The organism is Cyclobacterium lianum (assembly GCF_900143075.1).
In the GTDB taxonomy this organism is placed as follows: Bacteria; Bacteroidota; Bacteroidia; order Cytophagales; family Cyclobacteriaceae; genus Cyclobacterium; species Cyclobacterium lianum.
In genome coordinates this window covers 159,727-181,906 of the sequence record NZ_FRCY01000008.1, presented here as the reverse complement: position 1 = coordinate 181,906, position 22,180 = coordinate 159,727, and the positions used below count along the sequence as shown (strand labels likewise).

Sequence of the window (22,180 nt, the reverse complement as noted above, 5' to 3'; positions counted from 1 at the left end):
ATTGCTACCTGAAATTTGAGCAAGCATCGCTGACATTGTTTTCTGAAACTAGAAGTGCCGGATATACCTGTCGATTAAACGCTGTCCCCAATTTCCACTATTGACGCTCGCTGCAATTATCACTCCTACCATTTGATGTCGAATACGGAAGTGATTCCGGATTCGGGAAAAGGATGATTGTCATCGAAGGGATACAAAACTTCCTGATCTTCCAATACAACCTTATCCTCATTCAAACTGCCATCGGGATGCATGGCTTTGGAAAGGTCCAACCCCAGTTGCTTTGCCAGAAACGGATATACCGCCTGCCGCTTTTTGTCGTCGTATCCATGATTGTCCTCCGGAATATGAATGTTTTCGACCATTTCCTTATCTCCCTTCAATCCATAAATATACTGCAAATGTGGAAATTCTACCTGGGGAGTATTTTTGGTCCAATCGCCGCCTACCGACACCAGCAACATGGGTTTTGGTGCGAAAAGGCCGGCAATTTCCACGTTGTTGGTTTGAAAATTGTTGCTTTTATGGATGGGCATTCCACTTTCACAAACACAGCCCCCAAAAAAGTGAGCCGATACCATCACCACCGGAGCGGCGACATCGATACGTTCATCTACTGCAGCTAGCAGAAAAGATTGAGTACCTCCTCCCGAAGCTCCGGTCACAGCCATCCTTTCGGGATCCGCACCCATTGACAAGATAAAATCCACGCCCCTGATACTGTTCCAGAGTTGCAATTTCAGTATTTCACCATCTTCCCGGTGCTCCCAGCCCAAATCTTTCTGCTGGCCATAGCCCACGGCATCATAGGCCCACACCATAGCCCCCATCCTGGCCATCGACGCAAATCTCTTTTGCGCATCAGGGCGATACCGACCTACCTCTCCTTCCTTGTCCCAGTGACCGTGGGGACTGAGAATACCGGGAATTTTTCCAGATTTATCCGAAGGCAGATACAAGCTTCCCGTGACAAATACTCCTGGCAAACTTTCAAAAGCTACATTCCGGACACTATAGCCATCGTATTCCCTGATTTCACCCAGGACAGGATTCAGGGGGCCCTTATCGGGCATTTTTTCCAGACCTGTACCTTTCAGTATCTGTTGGCGAATGGCTTTGGCTCTTTTGTCCCAGGCCCTTTCGCTTTGGTATTCTCCCTGCATCATTTGCAAAAAACCTGCACCCTCATCCTCTGTCCAGTGTGCGCCTACACATAGCATGTCCTCATCAGCAGAACGCTGGGCTTGCGCATAAAACACCGGCAAAAAAAGAATATAACAGACAAAGTACCTGAACTGGCGGCGGTATGTATTCATATTTTTGTCATTTTTTTGTTACGCTTTTAACCATTTGTCCCACCAGGAAAAAGCTTCCTGCTGCATGGCAACATCAAACTTGTGAGGCCCCGGATAATACGAAGCCCGGTAATTGTCGCTAAAGCCTGCTTTTTTATAAATTTCTGCAAGTATATGGTCAGCTTTCTTCATTTCCGGCAGTGTGTACAACTGGTCATCCTCATCATTCAACACCAGGGTAGGTAATGGTACCCGAAGCCCCAATATTTCCGGAAAATCCAGATCTTCAGGAAGGCGGGGAACGTATGTCATCCAGGTATGGGTGTAGGCTTTGTTCAACAGAAAGTCTGTCCAGGTACTCATAAAACCCACGCAGACCGCACATTTGATCCTGTGATCCAGTCCTGCCATCATCACCGTGCGCAATCCCCCACCCGAAAGGCCACCACAGCCTATCCTGGACGGATCTACATCCGGCCTGGACGAGAGCAGATCAAGGGCAACCTTGTCTTCGGCGTAAAATACTCCGGGCCATGTTGTTCCTCCGCAAAAAAGCGATTTGGCCATCACATGTTCATGCTTCGCCGCCCAATCATTGTATGCCGCAATATTTTCGGGTTTTTCAGGTGCTGAATCCGTAAGCCCTCCACGCTGATTTTCCGGCACATCTTTTATCATAACCCTCCTGCTGGCGAAGGTAAAAGCATCTGAAACCATGACCACATACCCTCTTTTGGCGATTTCATTGGCCCAGGCCATCCCTTCATAATAATGTTGCTGATGTTCCTCCATCAGAGGGTGTTGGTCATCTCCGGTTTTGGTGATTTTCCTCCGACCAAAATATTTATTACCGCCATGATCGTGGAAGGCAAGTATGGCGGGCAATTTTCCGGTCTCCCCGGCGGGCTTCAACACCAGTGCCTGTGTAGGCCTGCCATAGGGAAGCTGCCAGGACAGTGATTCAATTTGCAAGCCATCATGGTTCTGCGTACCGGATTTTTCGACCACAGGCAGAGGACCGGTATCCGGTATTCCCATACGGTCCCGGGTCAGTTCCATTGCCAGAGCCTTCCATTGCTCTAAATTGGTAAAGGAAGGGTTCCTAAAGGAAAATTTTGGTAATGTCTGTTTGTTCAATCCATCGATCCAGGGTCCATATGGGCCGATAATACTTTGATCGCCTGCTGCCTTGCTATTCATGTCGACTATTGCACCGCCTGCATGGGCAGCTGGAATAGGGATGCCAGCCGCCAATCCCATTCCGGCCATTCCTGCCTGCTTGATAAAAGATCTTCTTTGTAGTTTCATATCTAAATATCCGGAAAAGGAAGAGTCTGGCCTATTGGGCCATTTCCAGCGCTTTGGTAGTCACGTAATATTTGGCGAGCATATTGGGAACTTCCCAATCCGGTAATTTTCCAGCGGTGAGGTACTCAATATATCGCTCGGTAACTTCTCTGAAATGATCTTCGTGGCTGGTACGATAGGCTTGGGGAATTTCTATGCGCCATGCGTTCTCGCCAGATACCTTAACCAGCCCCAGTCCATTGTACCGTACCGATAATTTTTCTACCTGCTCCTGCAAGGTCTCTTCAAAATCAGCCAGATCTACACCCGCTACAGGCTCGATATAGAGCTCAGTAATGTAATTTTCTGCTTCATCCTGCCGGATGACCAAATTGGATTTGCTGCCACGCATGATGGAGTAATGGGTATCGGCCGAGCCTTCGGGAGCCACATAATTCCATATTACGGATACTTTGGCGTGAACATCATTGATGGTGTAGTTGATTTCACCATTGCCGTAAACCTTCAGGATTCCGTCATCTACCACCCCTCCCAGATAATCCGGATAGGAAGCCAATCCAGTAGAACGTGTAAATTGTTCCAGCGTGAGGTCGGTGGTCCAACGTCTGGCATTGATCAATTCAATGTCATTTTCGTAATCGATAATCTGTTCAGGAAAGCTCTCCCACTGAACCAAATCTACCAGATGGGTGGTCACATCCACAATACCATTGCCTTGTTGGGTGACATCATAAAACCAGGCCGGCCGGATGAGGGGGCTACCTGATACCTGCTTGTAGAAATGGTGCACGCTTTCCTTGGTGATCGCCGGATCCTCCAGGCTGCCTTGCACCAACTCACCAAAAACCTCAGGGATCCGGGAAAACTCTCTTTGGAGTATAGTAGATATTTCAAACCGTTCGGTCATGATATCAAATAGCAGCACATCGTTCTTTTTGGCCAGGTCAAAAGCTTCCTTGAGCATCTCAAAACCGGCTACGTCTATTGCCATAGGCTTATCTGCCAGCACGTGAAGCCCTGCCTCGACAGTAGCTTTGATATTGGCAGTCTTCTCCCTGTTGTTCCCTGCTGTGACCATCACATTACCTCTTTTTTCCTCAAGCATGCGTTGCAGGAAATCCTCGCCCTTATACACTTCAAGCTCCCAACTGGTAGGATCTTCCGGGCGGGTATTGTAATTTTCTATGGCCTGCAAATAGGCCTGTAGCTCCGGACCATCAGGGGCATACACATGTACTTTCGGATCTACCTGTTCGTACATGGATTTTTTTACCAGGTGGGCATGAAAATGACCCGGATCTAATGTTAAAAGTTTGATTTCATTCTTTTCACCGGTAAAGGTTGTTTTCACGTCTTCTTCCTCCATTTCTTTTTCGTTGGAACATGATACAGCTAAAAGTAAAATTGATGCAGCAAGGGGTGACCAAAATTTACTATTGATTTTCATACGTTTATCTTTATAAATTAAATGATAATAAGTTAGTTTTTTAAAATTTCAAGATTTAATACCGAAAATCCGGACAGAGCAACATTAAATCCATACCACCTGTTTTCCCTGGGGAAAATGGGAAATTAAAGATAAAGAATAAAGCAAAAGAATAAAACATATATTAGCGCAATCGATTGCATTTGCTAAAATATTTCCTTATCATTCATTTTGAATGGACAAAAAGCCATTCCGGCCAATATTCTGCGTTCCGTACAAGTTGATGAGAAAGAAAGAAAAAATCACCATTCATGATATCGCTATGGAGATCGGAGTTACCGCTTCCACCGTGTCCAGGGCACTAAACAACCATCCGAGAATAAGTGAAACCACCAAAAAGATGGTCCTGGATGCAGCAAAGGCCATCAACTATAAGCCTAACCGGATCGCGGCTGCCCTTCGCCACGGAAAAAGCAAATTGATTGGGATCATCGTCCCAACCATCAACAGAAATTTTTTCTCTTCTATCGTACGCGGAATAGAGGAGCAGGCCAATGCCCTCGATTATAAGGTAATGATCAGCCAATCCTACGATGAATACGAGAAAGAAGTGGCCACCATTGAAGCATTGCTGGATGCAAGAGTAGATGGAATCATGGTCTCGCTGGGTAAGAATACCCACTCCTTCGAGCATTTTAACGCCGTTTTGCAGAAAGGCATTCCACTGGTATTTTTTGACAGGACCACCGACGAACTAAATGTTAATCAGGTGACCATAAACGATTATCTCTCTGCCTATCAGGCTACCCACCACCTGTTAGAACAGGGTTACCGGCATATTGCGCATTTTACCAGCCACATGAAGATCAGAATTTATCAGGAAAGGCTCCGGGGGTACAAACAAGCCCTCCTGGACAATGGTATAAATTTTGATCCTACTTTAGTAGTAGAAAGCAATATGCAACTGGATGGAGGACAAAAAAGCACCAGACAGCTGTTGGATAAAAATCAGGGATTTGATGCAATTTTCTCTGCCAGCGACTATGCAATAGTAGGCGCCTTACAGGAATTAAAACGCATCAATGTAAAAATTCCACAGGAGGTCGGCCTTGTCGGGTTTAGCAATGAGCCGTTTACTGCATTTACGGAACCAACGCTGAGTACAGTAGACCAGAAAGCCGTCTCTATAGGAAAAAGTGCCGCAACCTTGTTTTTTGAAATGATCAACACCGATCAGAAAAACAAGCCCACCGTAAAAAAAGTCGTGGATGCAAACCTGATTATCAGGGCCTCGTCCCAGAGATTTTGACCGTAAATTTTAAACCCTAATTCGTACAATCGAAAATATGAAACCATTAAACAGACAAACGATTACACAGACCCCTACCAGACCATTGAAGATAGTTCAATTTGGTACCGGTAATTTTTTAAGAGGATTTGCCGATTGGATGGTGCAGATTCTCAACGAACAGGCTGATTTTGACGGAGATATACAAATGGTGCAGGTGCACAGCCGCAAACCAGCCAGGGGGATCAACGCACAGGAAGGCCTTTACCATTTGATTGTCCGCGGCTTTCATGAAGGAGACACCGTAGAAGAGAATCATCTAATTGATTGCGTGCGAGGTGCCATCAATCCTTATATAGAATACAACGCATTTCTGGAATTGGCAAACAGTCCGGAATTGACCTTAATCTTCTCCAATACCACGGAAGCGGGCATCTATTTTGACGAAAAAGACAGAGACTGGACCCTTACTCCAGACTCTTTCCCGGGCAAATTGACGGCATTGCTCTTTCAGCGGTTCCGACACTTTGATGCTGACCCGGAAAAAGGCTTATTTATCCTGCCATGTGAGCTGATAGAGAACAATGGCGATAAGCTTAGGGAAAATGTGATCCGGTACGCTGACCTGTGGAAGCTCCCCGGAACATTTGAAGATTGGTTGGTAAAACACAATACCTTCTGCAATACACTTGTAGACAGAATTGTACCTGGATTTCCGCTTGAAAAAGCAGACCAAATACAAGAAACACTTGGATTCAGGGACGAACAGATGGTGATGGCGGAACCCTTTCATTTCTGGGCCATTGAAGAAGCTGAGGGACTTGCAGAAAAGTTTCCGGCGGACAAATTTGGCCTTAACGTACGTTTTGTATCTGACCTTACCCCATACCGAACCCGAAAAGTACGTATTTTAAACGGGGCGCATACCAGCCTGGTTCCGGTAGCTTACCTGAAAGGCATTCGTCTGGTGCGGGAGGCGATGTCTGATACCGAAACGAGCGCCTATATTAAGGAGACCATCTTCAATGAAATCATTCCCTCCCTGGATTTACCGGAAGACCTGCTTCATCCGTTTGCAGCGGCCGTATTGGACAGGTTCAGAAATCCCTTTATCAACCATAAATTGAGTGACATCGCGCTTAACTCGGTGTCGAAATGGAAAGTAAGGGTACTGCCCTCATTGTTGGATTATTACAGAAAGGAAAACGAACTGCCCCGGCATCTTTGCCAGGCCTTTGCGGCAATGATAGTTTTTTATCGCGGCCATTACAATGGGGAAAAAATTCCATTAAAAGACAAGGAAGACGTGCTGCATTTTTTCGATCAACTTTGGAAAATCAAACCTACCGAAGAAGTGGTTAGCGGGGTGTTGGCAAAAATAGAATTCTGGGACCAGGACCTCAACCTCGTACCCGGCCTCAGTCAGGCGCTTATTCAGGAAGTAAACATTCTTTCGGAAAAGGAAAAAAAATAAAAAAGAAAAGAAGAGGCTTTGAATATCAAAGCCTCTTCTTTATTTAAATGTATTGGTTAAGGATGTTTTCGTACATTTCTTGCTTTCCGCTGGTCATTTCAGGCTCACCGGTCTCAATGGCATGATCCCTCAGGGCCTCCATGGTCAACTTACCGGTTTCAAAATCCTTCCCTTTGCCTGAATCAAAGGAGCTGTACCTTCTTTTTCTCAGGAGCTGGTAATCCGATTTTTCCATGATGTCGTTGGCAATGATCAGGCTTCTGGCAAAGGCATCCATGCTACCCACATGAGCATGAAACAGGTCTTCCAGGTCTGTGGAATTTCGTCTAAGCTTGGCATCGAAATTTACGCCTCCCGTAGTAAATCCCTGCCCCTGAAGCAGCACCAACATGGCTTCGGTCAATTCCTGCAAATTGATGGCAAACTGATCGGTATCCCAACCGTTCTGGTAGTCACCACGGTTTGCATCTATGCTTCCCAAAAGTCCTGCATCCTGCGCCACCTGCAATTCGTGCTGGAAGGTATGGCCTGCGAGGGTCGCGTGGTTGACTTCAAGATTGAGTTTAAAATCCTTGTCCAGACCATAGTGCCGCAAAAATCCAATAACGGTAGCCGCATCATAATCGTACTGGTGCTTGGTGGGCTCCATAGGCTTGGGCTCGATCAGAAAGGTGCCCTGGAATCCCTGTTTCCTTCCATAATCCCTTGCCATGCTGAGAAATCGGGCCAAATGTTCTGTTTCCCTTTTCATGTCCGTATTCAAGAGCGACATGTATCCCTCTCGTCCGCCCCAGAAAACGTAATTTTCACCGCCAAGGGCGATGGTGGCATCAATGGCATTTTTGACCTGTGTGGCTGCCCTGCTGACCACATTGAAATCCGGGTTGGTAGCTGCACCATTCATATACCGGGGATGGCTAAACACATTTGCGGTGCCCCAGAGCAATTTGATGCCTGTTTCCGCCTGCTTCTGTTTGGCATAATCCACGATGGCCTGCATGTGCCGCTCGTAGGTAGCGATATCTTCTCCTTCATCGATCAGGTCCACATCATGGAAACAGTAAAAAGGGGCACCGATTTTTCCAATACACTCAAAGGCTGCATCCATTTTGTCTTTTGCCCGCTGAATGGGATCCGGATTTATATCCCATTCCCTTACCAGCGTACCCGGTCCGAAGGGATCATTACCGCCTCCACAGAAGCTATGCCAATAGGCAATCGCAAAACGAAAATGATCTTTCATGCTTTTTCCTCCGATCATTCGGTTTTCATCATAAAACCTGAAGGCCAGCGGATTTTTGGAATCCCTACCCTCAAATTTGATTTTATCAATCCTCGGGAAATATGATTTTGACATGTTTGTTGTTATTTAGGTATTTATATTGATCTGTTGTTTCTTTTATTTTACTTGTTGAAGCCGATGCTCCCATTGCTTGAATACTGAGCGGTAAGCTTCCTGCTTTTGCGCATCAGGTTCCAGCACCTGAATCCGCTCCAGACCCTGGAAAGCCTCGCTGGCACCGGCATAAATGCCTGCGCCCATACCAGCACCTCTTGCTGCTCCCTGTGCCCCATCAGTATCATACAATTCCAGGGCTACATCATTCATATTGACAAAAGCTTCACGAAATAAGGGGCTGAGAAACATATTGGCTTTGCCTGCTTTTACGGTTCTCAGATTTAGTCCCATTTGCTTCATGATTTCAAACCCAAAACTCAGCGCAGACACGATCCCTTCCTGCCCGGCACGCAGTACATGTCTCCTGTCATGTTTCAAAAGGTTCAGGCCGGAAAGATGGGCACCTACCTGCTTGTTTTCCATAATCCGTTCCGCACCGTTCCCGAATGGAATGAAGCTCAGTCCTTCAGCGCCTATGGGCACTTCTGCTGCAAGATGGTTCATTTGTTCATAATCCAAAGATGCTGATCCCAGCACTCTCTTGAGCCAGCTATTGAGTATGCCCGTGCCATTTACGCAGAGCAAAACACCATATCTTGGATCTTCGGCACGGTGGTTTACATGCACAAAAGTATTGACCCTGGATTTGGGATCATACACCGGCAGGGTACTCACTCCATAGACAGTTCCTGAAGTACCGGCAGTAGTCGCCAGCTCCCCCTCCTCCAAGACATTTAGTGAAAACGCATTATTAGGCTGGTCGCCAGCCCGGTACGTGACCGGTATCCCCGGGTCCAGCCCCAGTTCCCGGGCTACTTCCTCCATAAGCCTGCCCTGACTGCCAAAAGAAGAGACCGCATCCGGCAGCAGTGAAGCGTCGATGCCATAATGATCGAGCAGTTTACCTGCCAGTCCATTTTTTTGAAAATCCCAGAAAACGCCCTCTGAGAGTCCTGTCTCTGAGGTAAGAATCTCACCGGTAAGCTTCATGGCAATAAAATCTCCGGGAAGCATGATCTTGTGGATTTTTTCAAACTTTTCCGGTTCATTATCCTTCACCCATTTGAGTTTGGAGGCGGTAAAGTTTCCCGGAGAATTGAGCAGATTCTTCAGGCAATATTCGCTGCCCAACGCCTCAAAGGCCTGGTTACCAATCCCTACTGCCCGGCTGTCACACCAGATGATGGCCGGACGGATGACCGACTTATTTTTATCTACCATCACCAGGCCATGCATTTGATAAGAAATACCGATGGCTTTGAGCTCCCCGGATTTGACCTGGCCTGCCTGGAGCACTTCACGGCTCGTGTCTTTGATGTACTGCCACCAGGTCTCCGGATCCTGTTCGGCCCAGTCAGGCCTGGGGGCATCGATGGGCATTTCTTCCTTGGGTAACCCTGCAGTGGCGACCACCTTACCGGAATCGGCATCCAGCAGCGTGGCCTTTACAGATGAACTACCCACATCATATCCAATCAGTAGTCTTCTCATGCTAGTTTACAATTTTGGTTTACCAGAAAACAATGTAGAGTGCTGCGATGATGCCAGAAATCAGGATCGCTCCGATTTTGAATTTGGTACTCGTGACAAAAAGATCTTTTGTCACTTCAATACCTTTGGGATGGTCTTTGCCTTTGCCATCTATCAGGCTGATGACGATGATCAGGGCGGCAATAATCAGGAAAACCAACCCCATTCGGTCAATAAATGGAAGATTGGGGGTCAGGAACTTAAAGGCCGTAGACAGGGGAATGGTCAGTGCAGCGGCTGTGAGGGCTGCATTGGATGTGGTTTTTTTCCAGAAGAAGCCAAACACAAAGATGGCAAATACACCGGGGGAGACAAATCCTGTGTATTCCTGTATATACTGAAATGCCTGGTCCAATTCGCTCAACGCGGGCGCCACGATGGCCGCCACAAAAAACGCAACGATCGCAGTAATCCTGCCCACCCGTACCTGTTTGTTTTCGGACGCGTTTTGATCAAAAAAACTTTTGTAGATATCGAGCGTAAATATGGTCGAGGTGCTGTTGGCCATGGAAGCGAGCGAGGAAACTATGGCTGCAGTAAGGGCCGCAAAAGCAAGTCCTTTCAGCCCTGAGGGTAATAGCTGTAGCAGGGTTGGATAAGCCCTGTCTGACTTGATGATACCGGTATCCGGATCCGTCATGGAGGAGATAAAGGAGGCATCCATACCCTGGTTCACGATCACAAAAGCAGCGATGCCGGGAATCACTACAATCAGCGGCATGACCAACTTGAGGAAACCTGCGAAAACCATCCCCTTCTGAGCTTCATTCAGTGACTTGGCTGCCAGCGCCCGCTGGGTAATGTATTGGTTGAAACCCCAGTAGTTTAAGTTGATCACCCACATCCCGCCGATCAAAACACTGATACCTGGCAAATCGAGGTAGGCATCCCGTTCGCCGCCAGACCCATCCGGTATCATCATCTCTCCTTTCTGGATGATCATGTTAAAATGCGAAGGAGCTTCATTCAGCAAGGAGGTGAATCCGGCAATGACGTCTCCCGAACCCACTATAGACAGTGCAAGGTAAGTGGTGGCCAGACCTCCAAGCACCAGGAAGAATACCTGTACCACGTCAGTCCAGGCGACCGCTTTTAAGCCACCATAAATGGAATACAACATGGCGAAAAGGGCCAGCCCCGCAATACCGTAGGTAAGCGGTACACCAAGTATGGTCTCCAGGCTCAATGCCCCCAGATAAAGCACAGAAGTAAGATTTACGAAAACATAAACCAAAAGCCAGAAAACCGCCATAACGGTCCTCACCCTGCTATCATACCTTCTCAATAAAAACTGAGGCATGGTGCTGATACCTTCCTTCAGATATACCGGAAGAAAAAAGATCGCCACGATGATCAGGGTGGCCGCAGCCATCCATTCATAGGTGGAGATAGCCAGCCCCAGGGCAAAGCCTGAACCTGACATGCCAATAAATTGTTCTGCGGATATATTGGACGCAATCAATGATGCACCTACCGCCCACCATGGCAATGCTTTACTGGCCAGAAAATAATCGTTGGAATCCTTGATGTGTCCCTTTTTTTCCCTGGAAACCAGGTATCCCATCATGAGGATTAGGACACAGTAACCGATAAAGATGATCAGGTCTAAGGCGGTGAAATTCATGAATGTATGGATTAATGGGTTCGGTCTTAAGTCAATTCACTTGGTATTGTGATCAAAAACAAAGGTGCAATATAGTCAAATAAGGTTTTTATAAAATAAATTTAATTAGAAAGTCGACGATAGAGATTTTGCAGGTTCGTAAATTACCAGCTTGCCATTGGCGTACAGAACAATACATACCCTGCTGATATTCACCCGGAATCTATTGTTCCTCCGGAGATATATTTTATCTTTGGCGAAAACGTTGTCAAGTACCTGCACCTGCCTACATGAAAACCATTACTCAACTAATCCGGAACAGGATCATATTCCCCGCTTTGGCCGGCTACCTGCTGATTCCTTCATGGCTGCTGTTTTCCTCCTGCCATTCTGGGGAAAAGCAGGACAGCAGTAAGGGACAAGCCGAAGTAGAAGCGGTGCCAAAGGTGGCCATTGCTGATATTGAAAAGGGTATCAAAGCCTATATAGACGCCAAAACCGAGAAAAACGACGGCTACTTTTTGGTAAAAGACGGGGACAAACTGCTGCGGCTGCAGCTTGTACGCGTCCATACCGAATACCTTTCCAATCTTGGTCCACAGCGCCATTTTGCCTGCGTGGATCTTGCCGATGTGAATGGTGATGTGTATGATGTCGATTTCTTTTTGGAGGGGGACCCCGGAGCTATGGATGTAACGGCCACTTCCGTGCATAAACTGAATGGAAAGCCTTTTTATAGCTGGAAGCAGAAAGAAGACAAAACCTGGTACAAATTGCCTATTGAGGAAGCTACCAATGAATTATTAGGAGTGATCGAGGGCGAAGACGAATTTGTTTTTAACTACGAAGCTACCCTCCCTGATTTAGACAAAACTGCTGAAATGTGGATACCCATGGCCCTGACAGATGCCTTTCAGGAGGTGGAGTTGGTATCCATGGATGTACCGGGTGACCATCGGATGATAGAAGACGAAGCGAACCACAACCGGATTTTGTACATGGAACTCTCTCCGGCGCACAGCGGAAAAAAGATCAAACTGGTCTATGATGTCACCAGAAAGGAAAAAGGACCATATGAAGCCCGCGAGAAGATAGCCGACCGGTACCTGGCGTCCAACAGGCTGATGCCGGTGGACCGCCGGTTTCGTGAAATAGCACTTGAGGCGATTGGTGATAAAAACAAAGACAGCCAACTCATGCAGGCCAGGGCCATTTATGATTATATCATTGATAACATGCGCTATGCCAAATCAGGAGAATATGGCAAAGGTGATGCTGTCTATGCCTGTGATACCAAGACAGGGAACTGTACAGAATTTCATTCTCTTTTTATCTCTCTTGCCAGGTCGGTGGGTATCCCGGCAAGGTTTTCGATAGGCGCCGCGATACCGTCGGATAGAGACGAGGGTGGCATAGATGGTTACCATTGCTGGGCGGAGTTTTTTGCTGAAGGCAAATGGTGGCCGGTAGACATCAGTGAAGGCAACAAATATACCGCCCTTGCCACCTATTACTTTGGCCGGCATCCAGCAAATCGTATCGAATTTAGCAGGGGAAGGGACCTGGTGCTGGACCCGGGACCTGCCTCCGGCCCTGTGAATTTTCTGGCTTATCCCTTACTTGAAGTTGGGGGGCAGTCTGCTGTTGCACAGACTACTTTTTCGTTTACCAGAAAAAACTAACCAATAAAAAAAGAAGCATCGTCTAAATGCTTCTTTTTTTATTGGTTTTCTCTCTTTTATTCAGGATGTTCACCTCCATCACTGGGATGTTCTTCATCACCGGCTGCTTCCGGATGTTCGCTGGATTGCCCGGTGTCGTCCGTCTTTTTGTTTCCGCAGGAACTCACCGTAGCAGAAAAGAAAAACGCCATCAGCACCATCAGCAATGCCGCGGTTTTAAAACTCTTTAAGCCTTTCATAAATTTCTCTCGTTTTGGTTTTTACGTAAGCTTAAAGGTAACAATTTTGCCAAAAAAACAAATATTTCTCCCGTTAACAATCAGGTTTACCCTGATTGTTGCCGATTTGATCGTATTTACCTTTTCACAACTACTGGAAGGACAGCGGCTCCGGTGCTCAATGACAGATCGGTACTCATAATGACCGAGAAAGGAAATATACAATTGTTTTGAATTTCACCATTTCGATAGATGGCATGTTTACGCTCATCCTTTTCCCATTTATTTGGACAGTGAACTAATTGTGCGTACTTTAAAGTTTATAAGTACAATTGATTCGATTGTATCATCTATTATTTTTCACCACAACTTTACAAAATGGATAAGAAAGCCTTTAAAAAGAAAGTGATGGAGCAAGCCATCAAATACCAGGAAGCCATTGTTTCTGATTTTAGAACCCGTATCAGGGAATTGAGAGAGGGCGAGCAGCAGTCGCAGGACGACAAATACGAATACGATCAGCAGGGACAGGAGGATGAAAGTGCGATTGTCATCAATCGGATAGCAGATGAACTAAATTTTGTCGTGGAAGAACTGGATTTTTTAAAACAGATGCAAACCGCTGACAATCTTTTTGACGAGGTCACACTTGGCGCAGTGGTCAAAACAGATCAAATGACATTTTTTCCGAGTGTAAGTATAGAAAAGTTTGAAGTAGAGGGAAAAGAACTTTTCGGCATTTCCCAAAAAGCGCCAATCTACAAAGAAATGAAGGGGAAAAAGAAAGGGGAATCTTTCACCCTGAACGGCAGGACCTATAGAATTCTTGATGTATTTTAGCCCGGTACCCTCTGCGCTTGCAGCCCCACTTGCAGCAGCTGCAGGCGGCTATAAACTGAGGTACCAGCCAAATTTAAACCAGGTTCTCTGTCGAAAATCATCCTCAAAAAACCGGTCTGTACGGTAGTCGATGCCTGCCTGGAACTTTTGTTTGCCTTTGGAATAGTGGCCCAAAGCCGCCACCAGTCTGTTTTCCAGTCCGCTTTCTCCGGATTGGAGGCTGTAAATAGGTTCATCACTGAATACAAGGAAAAATTCGCCGGGGTCAAGGCTCTGTCCCTCTATGGGAATTTCAAATGATATCCTGTACCTTAACCGATATTCAATGGGTTCACCAGGTGCAAACGTTTGGTCTGTACGAACCCTATGTCCTACTTTGTACTGGCTTGCGCGCTGCAGGAAAGAAACCTGCTGTATGGAACGGTGGCTGTTGTCTCTTCCCGGCTCCACCCGGTACTGATAGCCCGCCGTTATTGCTACAAAAGGATTCAGTGATGTGCCCAGAAATCCCTGAAAATCGGTCTGGTTATGATAATATCCCCAATCAGCCTCATTGCTTTCCGTCTTATCCAGCATCCCATGCTGACTTTCTATTTTCCCGGTTACCTTTAGATTTTCAGCAGCGCTGAATCCGATCTGAAATTCGGGAAAGAGTCCAAAATTAGTAACTCGTCCCTGTCCCATAACCAGGGCAGGCAGAATAAAAATAAGAATACAAACAACTTTTTTCATTAAAAAAACAAATTATCTACAGGTGGAATCATTACCTCTCTTTTGTTCATAAAATTACCATCTTTGTCAAAGAGGCCTTCCCAAAGCCCTTTGCCCTCTCCCTTCTCGGCATAGTATTCTATTTCGAACCTAATCACTATCTGCTCCTGCTCTTCTTCGTCGATCATGTCCTCAAGGTCATCCGGCTCACCGGTAAATTGCATCTGTATCTTTTCTATCCTCCATTTGCTGTAATTTGCTTCAAAATATACTTCCAGGTTGTTTCTGATCGCTTCGGAAAGGTCCTGCCAGTTTTTTTGAATTTCTATATCTTCAATTTTTCCGCTAAGGTCAAATTCCACACTGTAATCCTCTTTTTTCCAGGGAAACTTGGCTTCAAAGCTTTTCTTTCCTGAAGTTTCCTCCATAAACCATTTTACCCTTTTGTGACCCTCAAAAGCATCATCCAGCCATTCCCTGGCTTCAGCAGGTACTTCCCGCACCTTTACGCGGTATTCCCGCTCCACCTTTTCCTGCCCATAGGCAACCAGGGAAGCAAAGAACAATAAAACATTTACTATCCGCCAATCCATTGTTTTGTATTGTATCTATACTTTAAGCTATTGCAAAATCGGGTAAATACGGAGCCAGAAGCACCGGTCTGATGTCAATGTGTCCCGCCGGACCAGGATACATTTCCATTAATAAACATGGCCTTTTCCCAGCCTGGCAATAACCGGCCCCAGGCTGAAAATGCAAAGAATACTTGCAGCTATCGGTCAGCCAAGCCGAGAGGAGGCAAACTCCCCCAACTCTATTATTTTTGTCATTCTTCCAGTACTAAGGCACTGACGGTCTCTCTGCACTAATACTCGTGAGATAGCGGAATCAGCCTGGCTGAAAGGTCCGGCATATCCATGTCCTTGTCAAATGGAAACATGGGGCGGTTAATCCTGGAAAACTCCAGACGCTCCAGGTCCTGGTCTACCCCTCCAGGAGTAAGTGCCATGACCCAATCAGCCCGCATGTCGTAAAGCTCAGGCACCAGATATCCGATTTTTACGACCACAATATCTGTGTCCCTTGGGCTCAAACCCAAATCGGTAAAATCACTTTCGCGGTGGTAGGGCTTACGCTTCCTGGTGACAATGACCTTTACACTGCCGGTGGCGATCACTACTTCTGTCTCTGCGTTTCTGTCACCATGGGTTATGGCCTCTACCTTACCGGAAAGTAGCAGGGGCGGAGAAAAGCGGTCGTCCACTTCCGCTCCTACAGCAGCTTCCACCTGCGCACCCACGCCTGCCGTTATGGCTGCTTCCACCATTTCGGGCCCGGGTATGGAAGCATAGATCAGAGAAGGACCATTTTCACTTTTAAATTCCGGCCGTTCAAGAATCTCCCTTAAGGTCCAGGTTACATCCCCGGCTCCTCCGGCGGTAGGGTTGTCTCCCATATCGCTGATCATAAAAGGCTTTTCATCACTGGCGATGGCCATATCCAAACTCTCTTTCAGGCTGGCGGTTGGAGCAATGAACTCAAAATCGTTCCGCTTTGCCCAAAAGCTTTGCGCCAATTTCTCGGCTGTTTGGGTTACCGTCTCTTTATTATCACCCGTGACCATTACCACGGCATGGTTTCTGGGTTCGTCGGCCCAGGCATAGCCTACCCAGATCGCCGCATCAACGATGCCCTCCTGTTCGGCCGCAGGATACACTTCTGCATACAAACTTTTTCCTGGATCCACTCTGGTACTGGTCTTTTCTCCGGGAAGCAAAATGGGCACGGGGATCCAGGCCTTGTAAGCAGGCTTGCCCTTTCCGGATTCAAGGCGTTCAAGCAAATTATCTACCGCACGTTTCTTAGATTCCAGGGCGTCCTCATGAGGCGCCATCCGGTAACAGGTGATCAGGTCTGAATGGGCCGCCAGCCGGCGGGACACATTGCCATGCAGGTCCATACTGGTGGAAATGATGGTTTCCGTTCCGACTACCTCCCTTACCCTTTCGATAAAATCTCCCTCCGGATCGTCAAGCCCGATAACACTCATTGCACCGTGGATGTCAAAAAACAGACCGTCATAAGGCAGATTTTCCCGAAGACGGTCTAAAGTTTCCCCTACCAAAGACTCGTATGCATCCCGGGAAACAATTCCTCCGGGAATGGCATGGCCCCGCAATGTAGGAAACCAGTTGGCTCGCTGCCTATTCAGCGAATCCCCGTGCATGAAAGGGTAATAAGAAAACACCTCTTCCCCCCGCCTGGCATGAAATGCCTCTTTCTCTGTGACTGCAGGCGAAAATGTGCTGGATTCGATTGCCAGCCCGGCAATGGCGATGTTTGGTAGTTCTTTTGAATTTTCTTCTTCCTTGCCACTACAGCTTATTGCAAAAATAAGACTGAGGACAATTAAAACCCTGGAATTAAAGCGGTTGGTCATAAACATGAATAAATTGATCTGAATAAAAACTTGAGGCAAGTGTTAAGGCTATCCTGGGACTATTCAAATTAAGTGAAAATTGAGGATAAAAACAGTATTTTTCACTTCTATTTTAGTAGGGATTTAGGTGTTTGTAGATAAATTTACTATCGTATTTTTTAGTAACTTTAGTACCTAATTACAGTTTCAAATGAATACTTTTGGCCAAAACAACAAGAGGGTTTTTACCGCCTGGCAAAACCGTTTGAATGACTTTACCAGGCAGGAAAAATTGCCGGGTAGCATCCTGTCTGTCTTCAGGGAAAAGCAGGAACCCATCGCCTGGACAGGAGCCACCGGTAACCTTTCGGAGAAACAGCCCTACTTTATTACCGGCGTAGGTAAACTGCATATACTGGCTTTGCTATTGAAACTAAAGGTAAGGGGATTGGTGGATTTGGATGCTCCCATCACCCGATTTCTTACAGGTGAACCGTACCGTGAACTAAGCAAGATAAAGGGGCAGGATTATACCTATAAAATTACAGTCCGACACTTACTTTCCCACCTGTCGGGGCTCCCGGATTATTTTCAATTTTCTTTTAGTGGGGACAAATCCTTAGGCGAAGAACTTTTGGCCGGAAAAGACCAATCCTGGACACAGGGTGATTGGCTTGTGGCAGTGAAAAGATTGGGCCCTCAATATGCTCCGGGAGCCAGGAAGAAAATAGTCTACGCAGACAGCAATTTTCAACTTTTAGGGAAAATAATTGAAGAAATCACCTGCCAAAGTCTGGAGGATACACTCATAAATTTTCACTTCAAGCCGCTGGGAATGCATGAAACCTATGTCTATAAGGATATACATGACCGTACACCAGCCACATTTTATCACCATGAACTGGAACTCGAAATACCTCGGGCCATGTGCTCACTTGGGCCTGTTGGGGGGATGGTGAGTACTTGCCGGGACAGCATGACTTTTATAAAAGCCTTTTTCCATGGCAACCTTTTTCCCTTGTCAGAATTGCAGCTGATTCAGGAATGGATCCCGGTAAAGGCCTCCCTTTCCTACGGATTGGGCATTTCCCGATATGAGAAACCCCGGATCAGCGTGCCCTGGCGAGATTACCCGGAAATCATCGGTCATACGGGTCTTTCAGGGGCCTTTGCTTTTTTTGTACCGGATTTGGGAGTCTTTTTGACTGGAACGACCAATCAGTCTACGGATACGCTGCTCCCTTTCAAACTGGCAAGAAAGTTTACTGACCTTCTGATAAAACAATCGACTTAGACTCTGGTCATTTGAGCCAATCCGGCTTTGTCGTGTTTACAGTCGCCTGTAACTGGTTCAACAGGTTATACAAACCAAAATAGGTACGGTTGATGTATAATCCATGCCTCGAACCTCTGGCTTGCTTGGATTTTCTAAACATCTTATCATTGGAAATTTTGTCTCCCAGTGCAAAAATCTGTTGGAAATAGCTGTCTGAGGAAAAATCAAACCGGTCTGCATGAAAAGGCTTGCCCAATAGCGAGATCATCTCCTTGAAAATATTCTTAAAATAAACTTTTTCCTCCGGAGAGTCTTTATCGGAGATAAATTCCAGTCCGTAAAAAATTTGATTGAGCTCTTCCTCATTGATAAGCAGGTCCTTCTTGATCAAGGAAAAATACCCGGTATAAAAATTCTCAGGTATTACCTTAACGCAGCCAAAATCAATTACTGCCAACTGATTGTCTTTCTGGATAATAAAATTTCCCGGATGGGGATCGGCATGCACCTGCTTCAGTTCATGTACCTGATAATGATAAAAATCCCATAATGCCTGGCCAACCCTGTTTTTTGCCTCCTGGTTCGGGTCGGTCGTCAACCACTCTCTGAGATGCAAACCCTCCATCCAGTCCATCGTGATCACCCTTGGACCACTCAGTTCTTCGTAGTAATTGGGAAACTGCAGGTCAGTGATATGCCCACATGCCTGGGAAATCTCCTTGCTCCGTCTTACCTCCAATTCATAATCCGTCTCCTCGAGCAGCTTTTCCTCAACCTCCTCCATGTAGTGATCCAGCTCTTTTTCATTCATATTTAACAGTCGGAGGGCGAAGGGTTTCACCAACTTCAAATCAGACCGAACACTAGAGGCTACACCCGGATATTGGATTTTAACCGCGTATACCTTTCCTCCTTTCGTAGCCCGGTGTACCTGCCCAATGGATGCAGCATTGACGGCAGAGCTGGTGAAGGTATCGAAGATCGTTTCCGGACCTTTGCCAAAATGTTGCTGAAAAGTCTTGACCACCAATGGATACGACAAAGGAGGTGCGCTGTATTGGGCCATCGTAAATTTATCCTGATAAGCCCGCGGCAGCAGATTCTTGTCCATGGCCATCATCTGTGCCACCTTAAGGGCACTTCCCTTTAATTCACTCAGTGAATCGTAAATGTCCGAAGCATTGCTCCTGTCCAGGTCATCCCTGGTCATGGAAGGATTGACTGCCTTCTTTGCATAGTGTTTCATGTAATTGCCACCTACTCTTGCTCCGGTGCTGATAAATTTGGCTGCCCGCTGTACCTTAGATACCGGGATGCTCTGCTGCTCTTTTATTTTTTGCGTCATTGCCTTATCTGGATTGAAATAAAAATTTAGCGAAGTCTACGAAACTGTCTACTGCGGATTTTCCCATCAGATCGAAAGCCAGATTTACGGATTTCTCTATCGCGGCATCTGTTTTTTCGAATGAAGGCGAATCGTCCTTTAACCAAAACCTGAAAACAAACATCACCTGAAGCCATAATGCCTCATCATACCTATCCGCAATGTAGGGTCTTTCGGCAATCTCCTCCGTTTCCTTCCCTTCCAAAATGATCTCCCTGGCAAAATGTTTGAAATTTGATTTAAACCCTTTTAGCTCAGTGGGGAAATGCGGGTCTTTCAAAATGTCCTTTCCGTAGACCGCAAGCAAGTACGACCTTCGCTTTTTCAGCTCTTCAATCCATGTGAAAAAAAATCCCAGAAGCTTCTCCCTTGCACTGTAGGTCTTATAGACCTCCTGTCCTTCCAGGTTATTTACTGTCTGATCAAAAATCATTTCCCAAACAGTTTTCTTTATGGCAGCAAAAGTGCTGAAGTGATCATAGAATGCAGCTTCCTGCATTTTCAGGTCTTTTGCAAATTTGTATATGGATGCCGGTTCTTTACCATTTTCCAGGATATAATGGATATATCCTTCTATGATCTTATCCCTATCTGACTTTTGGTGCTTTGCTTTTTCTGTCATCTCCTGATTCTCTTTATATTTTGCAACCAGATAACAATTACTGAAGGCAAGTGGTTTGTGAAAAATAACAATTAATTTGTCGACTGGGTCTTGCGATCCTGATTGATGCGGTACACGCAGACAATTATTTCCAGATTGTGCATCAAATTGCGGCCGGATTGCGTTATTAATCAAAAGTTTAAGAAGAGATTACATGTTGGTAGAGATTAAAAAATCAATTTTCGTCATTTTTTGTGGCCTGTCTTTCTGCTTCAGTTCGTGCCGGGAAGAATTGGACGAATTGCCACAAAACCCCGATCTGGTGAAAGAGGCCATTTATGAGAGCATGCAGGAATGGTATTACTGGAACGACCGACTGCCAGCTTCCCTGGATGTAGGGCGATACCGAAATAACGAAGACCTGCTATATGATCTGATGTACCTCCAGTTGGATCGCTGGTCATACCTTACCACCAGAGATGCTTTCAATAGGGCCTTTACCGGACAAAATGCTGGCCATGGCTTCGGTTTTGCGCTTGGAGATGATGACAGGCTGTACATTTCTTTTGTATATGACGATTCTCCAGCAGGCAAGGACGGATGGCAGAGGGGCTGGGAAATCATCGAAATCAATGGAAAAACGATCGAAGAATACCGTAGAGCCGGCGGCTATAATTTTGAATTGGGTGAAAACCGTCCCGGCGTTTCCAATACCTTCAGATTCCGGCTGCCCGATGGGACCACCACGACGCGTACCAACACCAAAGAAGAATACCAGGCCAATTCAGTTTTATTCAGAGATGTGTTAGAAACCGGTAATAAAAAAACGGGTTACTGGGTATATAATAGTTTCAAAGCTACCGCAGGTCTGAGTCCAAACCGGAGCCTGGAGGTGGAGGAAACGCTCGAATTTTTTGAAACTGCTGGAATCGATGAGCTTATTCTAGACCTGAGGTATAATGGAGGTGGTTCTGTGGATGTGGCCGAGCAAATCATGAATGGGCTGGTGCCGGCCGCTGCAGACGGCGCTCTGATGTACACCAATGCGCTGAATGAGGAAAAATCTAACCTTAATGAGGAATACAGGTTTGAAAAAAGTGGCGAAATTGCTCTTGAGCGGTTGGTTGTAATTACCTCCAGGGGGTCTGCCTCAGCCAGCGAATTGATAATTAACTGTCTGAAACCTTATTTGGATGTGATACTTGTTGGTCAAAGGACTTATGGCAAACCGGTAGGCTCGTTTCCGCTTTCCCAATTCAATGGCGTACTTGCTCAAAATGATGTAGAACTGGTACCCATTACGTTTGCTATAGCAAATGCCGAGGGCAATGCCGAATACTACGATGGTTTTCCGGTGGACGTACCTGCAGCAGATGACCCTTCTGTCAATTGGGGCGATATCCGGGAATTCAGACTGGCCAGTGCGCTCACCTATGTGCAATATGGAACAGAACCTACTGCGAGGCTCAAAATACCTGAAGACAACTGGCAGATGATAGATAATTTTCGCGGGCTTCAACAGGAGTTTCCGGTTTATTGACGATGAACCTCTCGCGTGGGATGCAGGTCCCATTTAAACAAGTTTGAATGGACAATAACTTCGCCGGTTTTAATTGAATCAAGGTAAGTGCAGGCTTTTGCGACACAGCAATTCGGTCCGGTTGGTGGACGGTATAAACATAAGAAAAGGCGATGGTACTTTACCATCGCCTTTTCTTATGTTTTT

Annotated in this window: 18 protein-coding genes; 6 read left to right on the top strand and 12 right to left on the bottom strand. The window is 46.3% G+C overall.

What is annotated here, in order from left to right; translation table 11 throughout:
• Nucleotides 1–125 precede the first annotated feature (125 nt).
• The 3 genes from BUB19_RS14425 to BUB19_RS14415 are packed head-to-tail and all read right to left on the bottom strand — an operon-like array spanning nt 126 to nt 3,969.
• Nucleotides 126–1,316, bottom strand: coding sequence for an alpha/beta hydrolase family protein (locus tag BUB19_RS14425; protein ID WP_084097330.1), 1,191 nt, complete (start codon nt 1,314–1,316; stop codon nt 126–128).
• Between the two features lie 18 nt (nt 1,317–1,334).
• Nucleotides 1,335–2,603 carry a prolyl oligopeptidase family serine peptidase gene (locus BUB19_RS14420; RefSeq protein ID WP_143156047.1) on the bottom strand — a complete coding sequence of 423 codons (1,269 nt, stop codon included), beginning with the start codon at nt 2,601–2,603 and terminating at the stop codon, nt 1,335–1,337.
• Between the two features lie 31 nt (nt 2,604–2,634).
• On the bottom strand, nt 2,635–3,969 hold the full coding sequence (locus BUB19_RS14415) for a putative oxidoreductase C-terminal domain-containing protein (RefSeq protein ID WP_245802856.1): 1,335 nt from the start codon (nt 3,967–3,969) through the stop codon (nt 2,635–2,637).
• 343 nt (nt 3,970–4,312) lie between these two features.
• On the opposite strand from BUB19_RS14415, the gene BUB19_RS14410 reads away from it, so the two are divergent.
• Together BUB19_RS14410 and BUB19_RS14405 are read left to right on the top strand one after the other, a co-directional pair.
• On the top strand, nt 4,313–5,338 hold the full coding sequence (locus BUB19_RS14410) for a LacI family DNA-binding transcriptional regulator (RefSeq protein ID WP_073095318.1): 1,026 nt from the start codon (nt 4,313–4,315) through the stop codon (nt 5,336–5,338).
• 37 nt (nt 5,339–5,375) lie between these two features.
• On the top strand, nt 5,376–6,791 hold the full coding sequence (locus BUB19_RS14405) for a tagaturonate reductase (RefSeq protein WP_073095265.1): 1,416 nt from the start codon (nt 5,376–5,378) through the stop codon (nt 6,789–6,791).
• 43 nt (nt 6,792–6,834) lie between these two features.
• On the opposite strand, the gene xylA is transcribed toward BUB19_RS14405, so the two are convergent.
• From xylA to BUB19_RS14390, 3 genes are read right to left on the bottom strand one after another with little or no spacing between them, the layout of a single operon-like run.
• Complete coding sequence (gene xylA, locus BUB19_RS14400) at nt 6,835–8,148, bottom strand: xylose isomerase (protein WP_073095264.1); 1,314 nt, start codon at nt 8,146–8,148, stop codon at nt 6,835–6,837.
• Nucleotides 8,149–8,190: 42 nt separating this feature from the next.
• Complete coding sequence (locus BUB19_RS14395) at nt 8,191–9,681, bottom strand: xylulokinase (RefSeq protein ID WP_073095263.1); 1,491 nt, start codon at nt 9,679–9,681, stop codon at nt 8,191–8,193.
• Nucleotides 9,682–9,700: 19 nt separating this feature from the next.
• Nucleotides 9,701–11,344, bottom strand: a complete 1,644-nt coding sequence (locus BUB19_RS14390) for a sodium/sugar symporter (RefSeq protein ID WP_073095262.1) — start codon at nt 11,342–11,344, stop codon at nt 9,701–9,703.
• A gap of 269 nt (nt 11,345–11,613) precedes the next feature.
• Here BUB19_RS14390 and BUB19_RS14385 point away from each other — a divergent pair, with 269 nt between their 5' ends.
• Nucleotides 11,614–13,005, top strand: coding sequence for a transglutaminase-like domain-containing protein (locus BUB19_RS14385; RefSeq protein ID WP_073095261.1), 1,392 nt, complete (start codon nt 11,614–11,616; stop codon nt 13,003–13,005).
• A gap of 56 nt (nt 13,006–13,061) precedes the next feature.
• Here the strand turns inward: BUB19_RS14385 and BUB19_RS14380 are convergent, their stop codons facing one another.
• Complete coding sequence (locus BUB19_RS14380) at nt 13,062–13,244, bottom strand: hypothetical protein (RefSeq protein ID WP_073095260.1); 183 nt, start codon at nt 13,242–13,244, stop codon at nt 13,062–13,064.
• 357 nt (nt 13,245–13,601) lie between these two features.
• Between BUB19_RS14380 and BUB19_RS14375 the strand changes: the two genes are divergently transcribed.
• Nucleotides 13,602–14,063, top strand: coding sequence for a hypothetical protein (locus BUB19_RS14375; RefSeq protein ID WP_073095259.1), 462 nt, complete (start codon nt 13,602–13,604; stop codon nt 14,061–14,063).
• A 48-nt stretch (nt 14,064–14,111) separates the two neighbouring features.
• Here BUB19_RS14375 and BUB19_RS14370 read toward each other — a convergent pair whose 3' ends face one another.
• The 3 genes from BUB19_RS14370 to BUB19_RS14360 form a co-directional block, all read right to left on the bottom strand.
• A complete protein-coding gene (locus tag BUB19_RS14370) occupies nt 14,112–14,795 on the bottom strand; it encodes a DUF2490 domain-containing protein (protein ID WP_073095258.1) in 684 nt (227 codons plus the stop codon).
• Nucleotides 14,795–15,367: a hypothetical protein gene (locus tag BUB19_RS14365; protein WP_073095257.1), complete on the bottom strand. Its 573-nt coding sequence runs from the start codon at nt 15,365–15,367 to the stop codon at nt 14,795–14,797. The genes BUB19_RS14370 and BUB19_RS14365 overlap by 1 nt, the downstream gene beginning before the upstream one ends.
• 272 nt (nt 15,368–15,639) lie before the next feature.
• A complete protein-coding gene (locus BUB19_RS14360; protein ID WP_073095317.1) occupies nt 15,640–17,214 on the bottom strand; it encodes a M81 family metallopeptidase in 1,575 nt (524 codons plus the stop codon).
• Nucleotides 17,215–17,404: 190 nt separating this feature from the next.
• Between BUB19_RS14360 and BUB19_RS14355 the strand changes: the two genes are divergently transcribed.
• Nucleotides 17,405–18,487 carry a serine hydrolase domain-containing protein gene (locus BUB19_RS14355; protein ID WP_084097328.1) on the top strand — a complete coding sequence of 361 codons (1,083 nt, stop codon included), beginning with the start codon at nt 17,405–17,407 and terminating at the stop codon, nt 18,485–18,487.
• Between the two features lie 7 nt (nt 18,488–18,494).
• On the opposite strand, the gene BUB19_RS14350 is transcribed toward BUB19_RS14355, so the two are convergent.
• Together BUB19_RS14350 and BUB19_RS14345 are read right to left on the bottom strand one after the other, a co-directional pair.
• On the bottom strand, nt 18,495–19,814 hold the full coding sequence (locus tag BUB19_RS14350; RefSeq protein ID WP_073095256.1) for an ABC1 kinase family protein: 1,320 nt from the start codon (nt 19,812–19,814) through the stop codon (nt 18,495–18,497).
• A 4-nt stretch (nt 19,815–19,818) separates the two neighbouring features.
• On the bottom strand, nt 19,819–20,475 hold the full coding sequence (locus tag BUB19_RS14345; protein ID WP_073095255.1) for a TetR/AcrR family transcriptional regulator: 657 nt from the start codon (nt 20,473–20,475) through the stop codon (nt 19,819–19,821).
• Nucleotides 20,476–20,668: 193 nt separating this feature from the next.
• On the opposite strand from BUB19_RS14345, the gene BUB19_RS14340 reads away from it, so the two are divergent.
• On the top strand, nt 20,669–21,994 hold the full coding sequence (locus tag BUB19_RS14340; RefSeq protein ID WP_073095254.1) for a S41 family peptidase: 1,326 nt from the start codon (nt 20,669–20,671) through the stop codon (nt 21,992–21,994).
• The last annotated feature ends 186 nt before the right edge of the window (nt 21,995–22,180 follow it).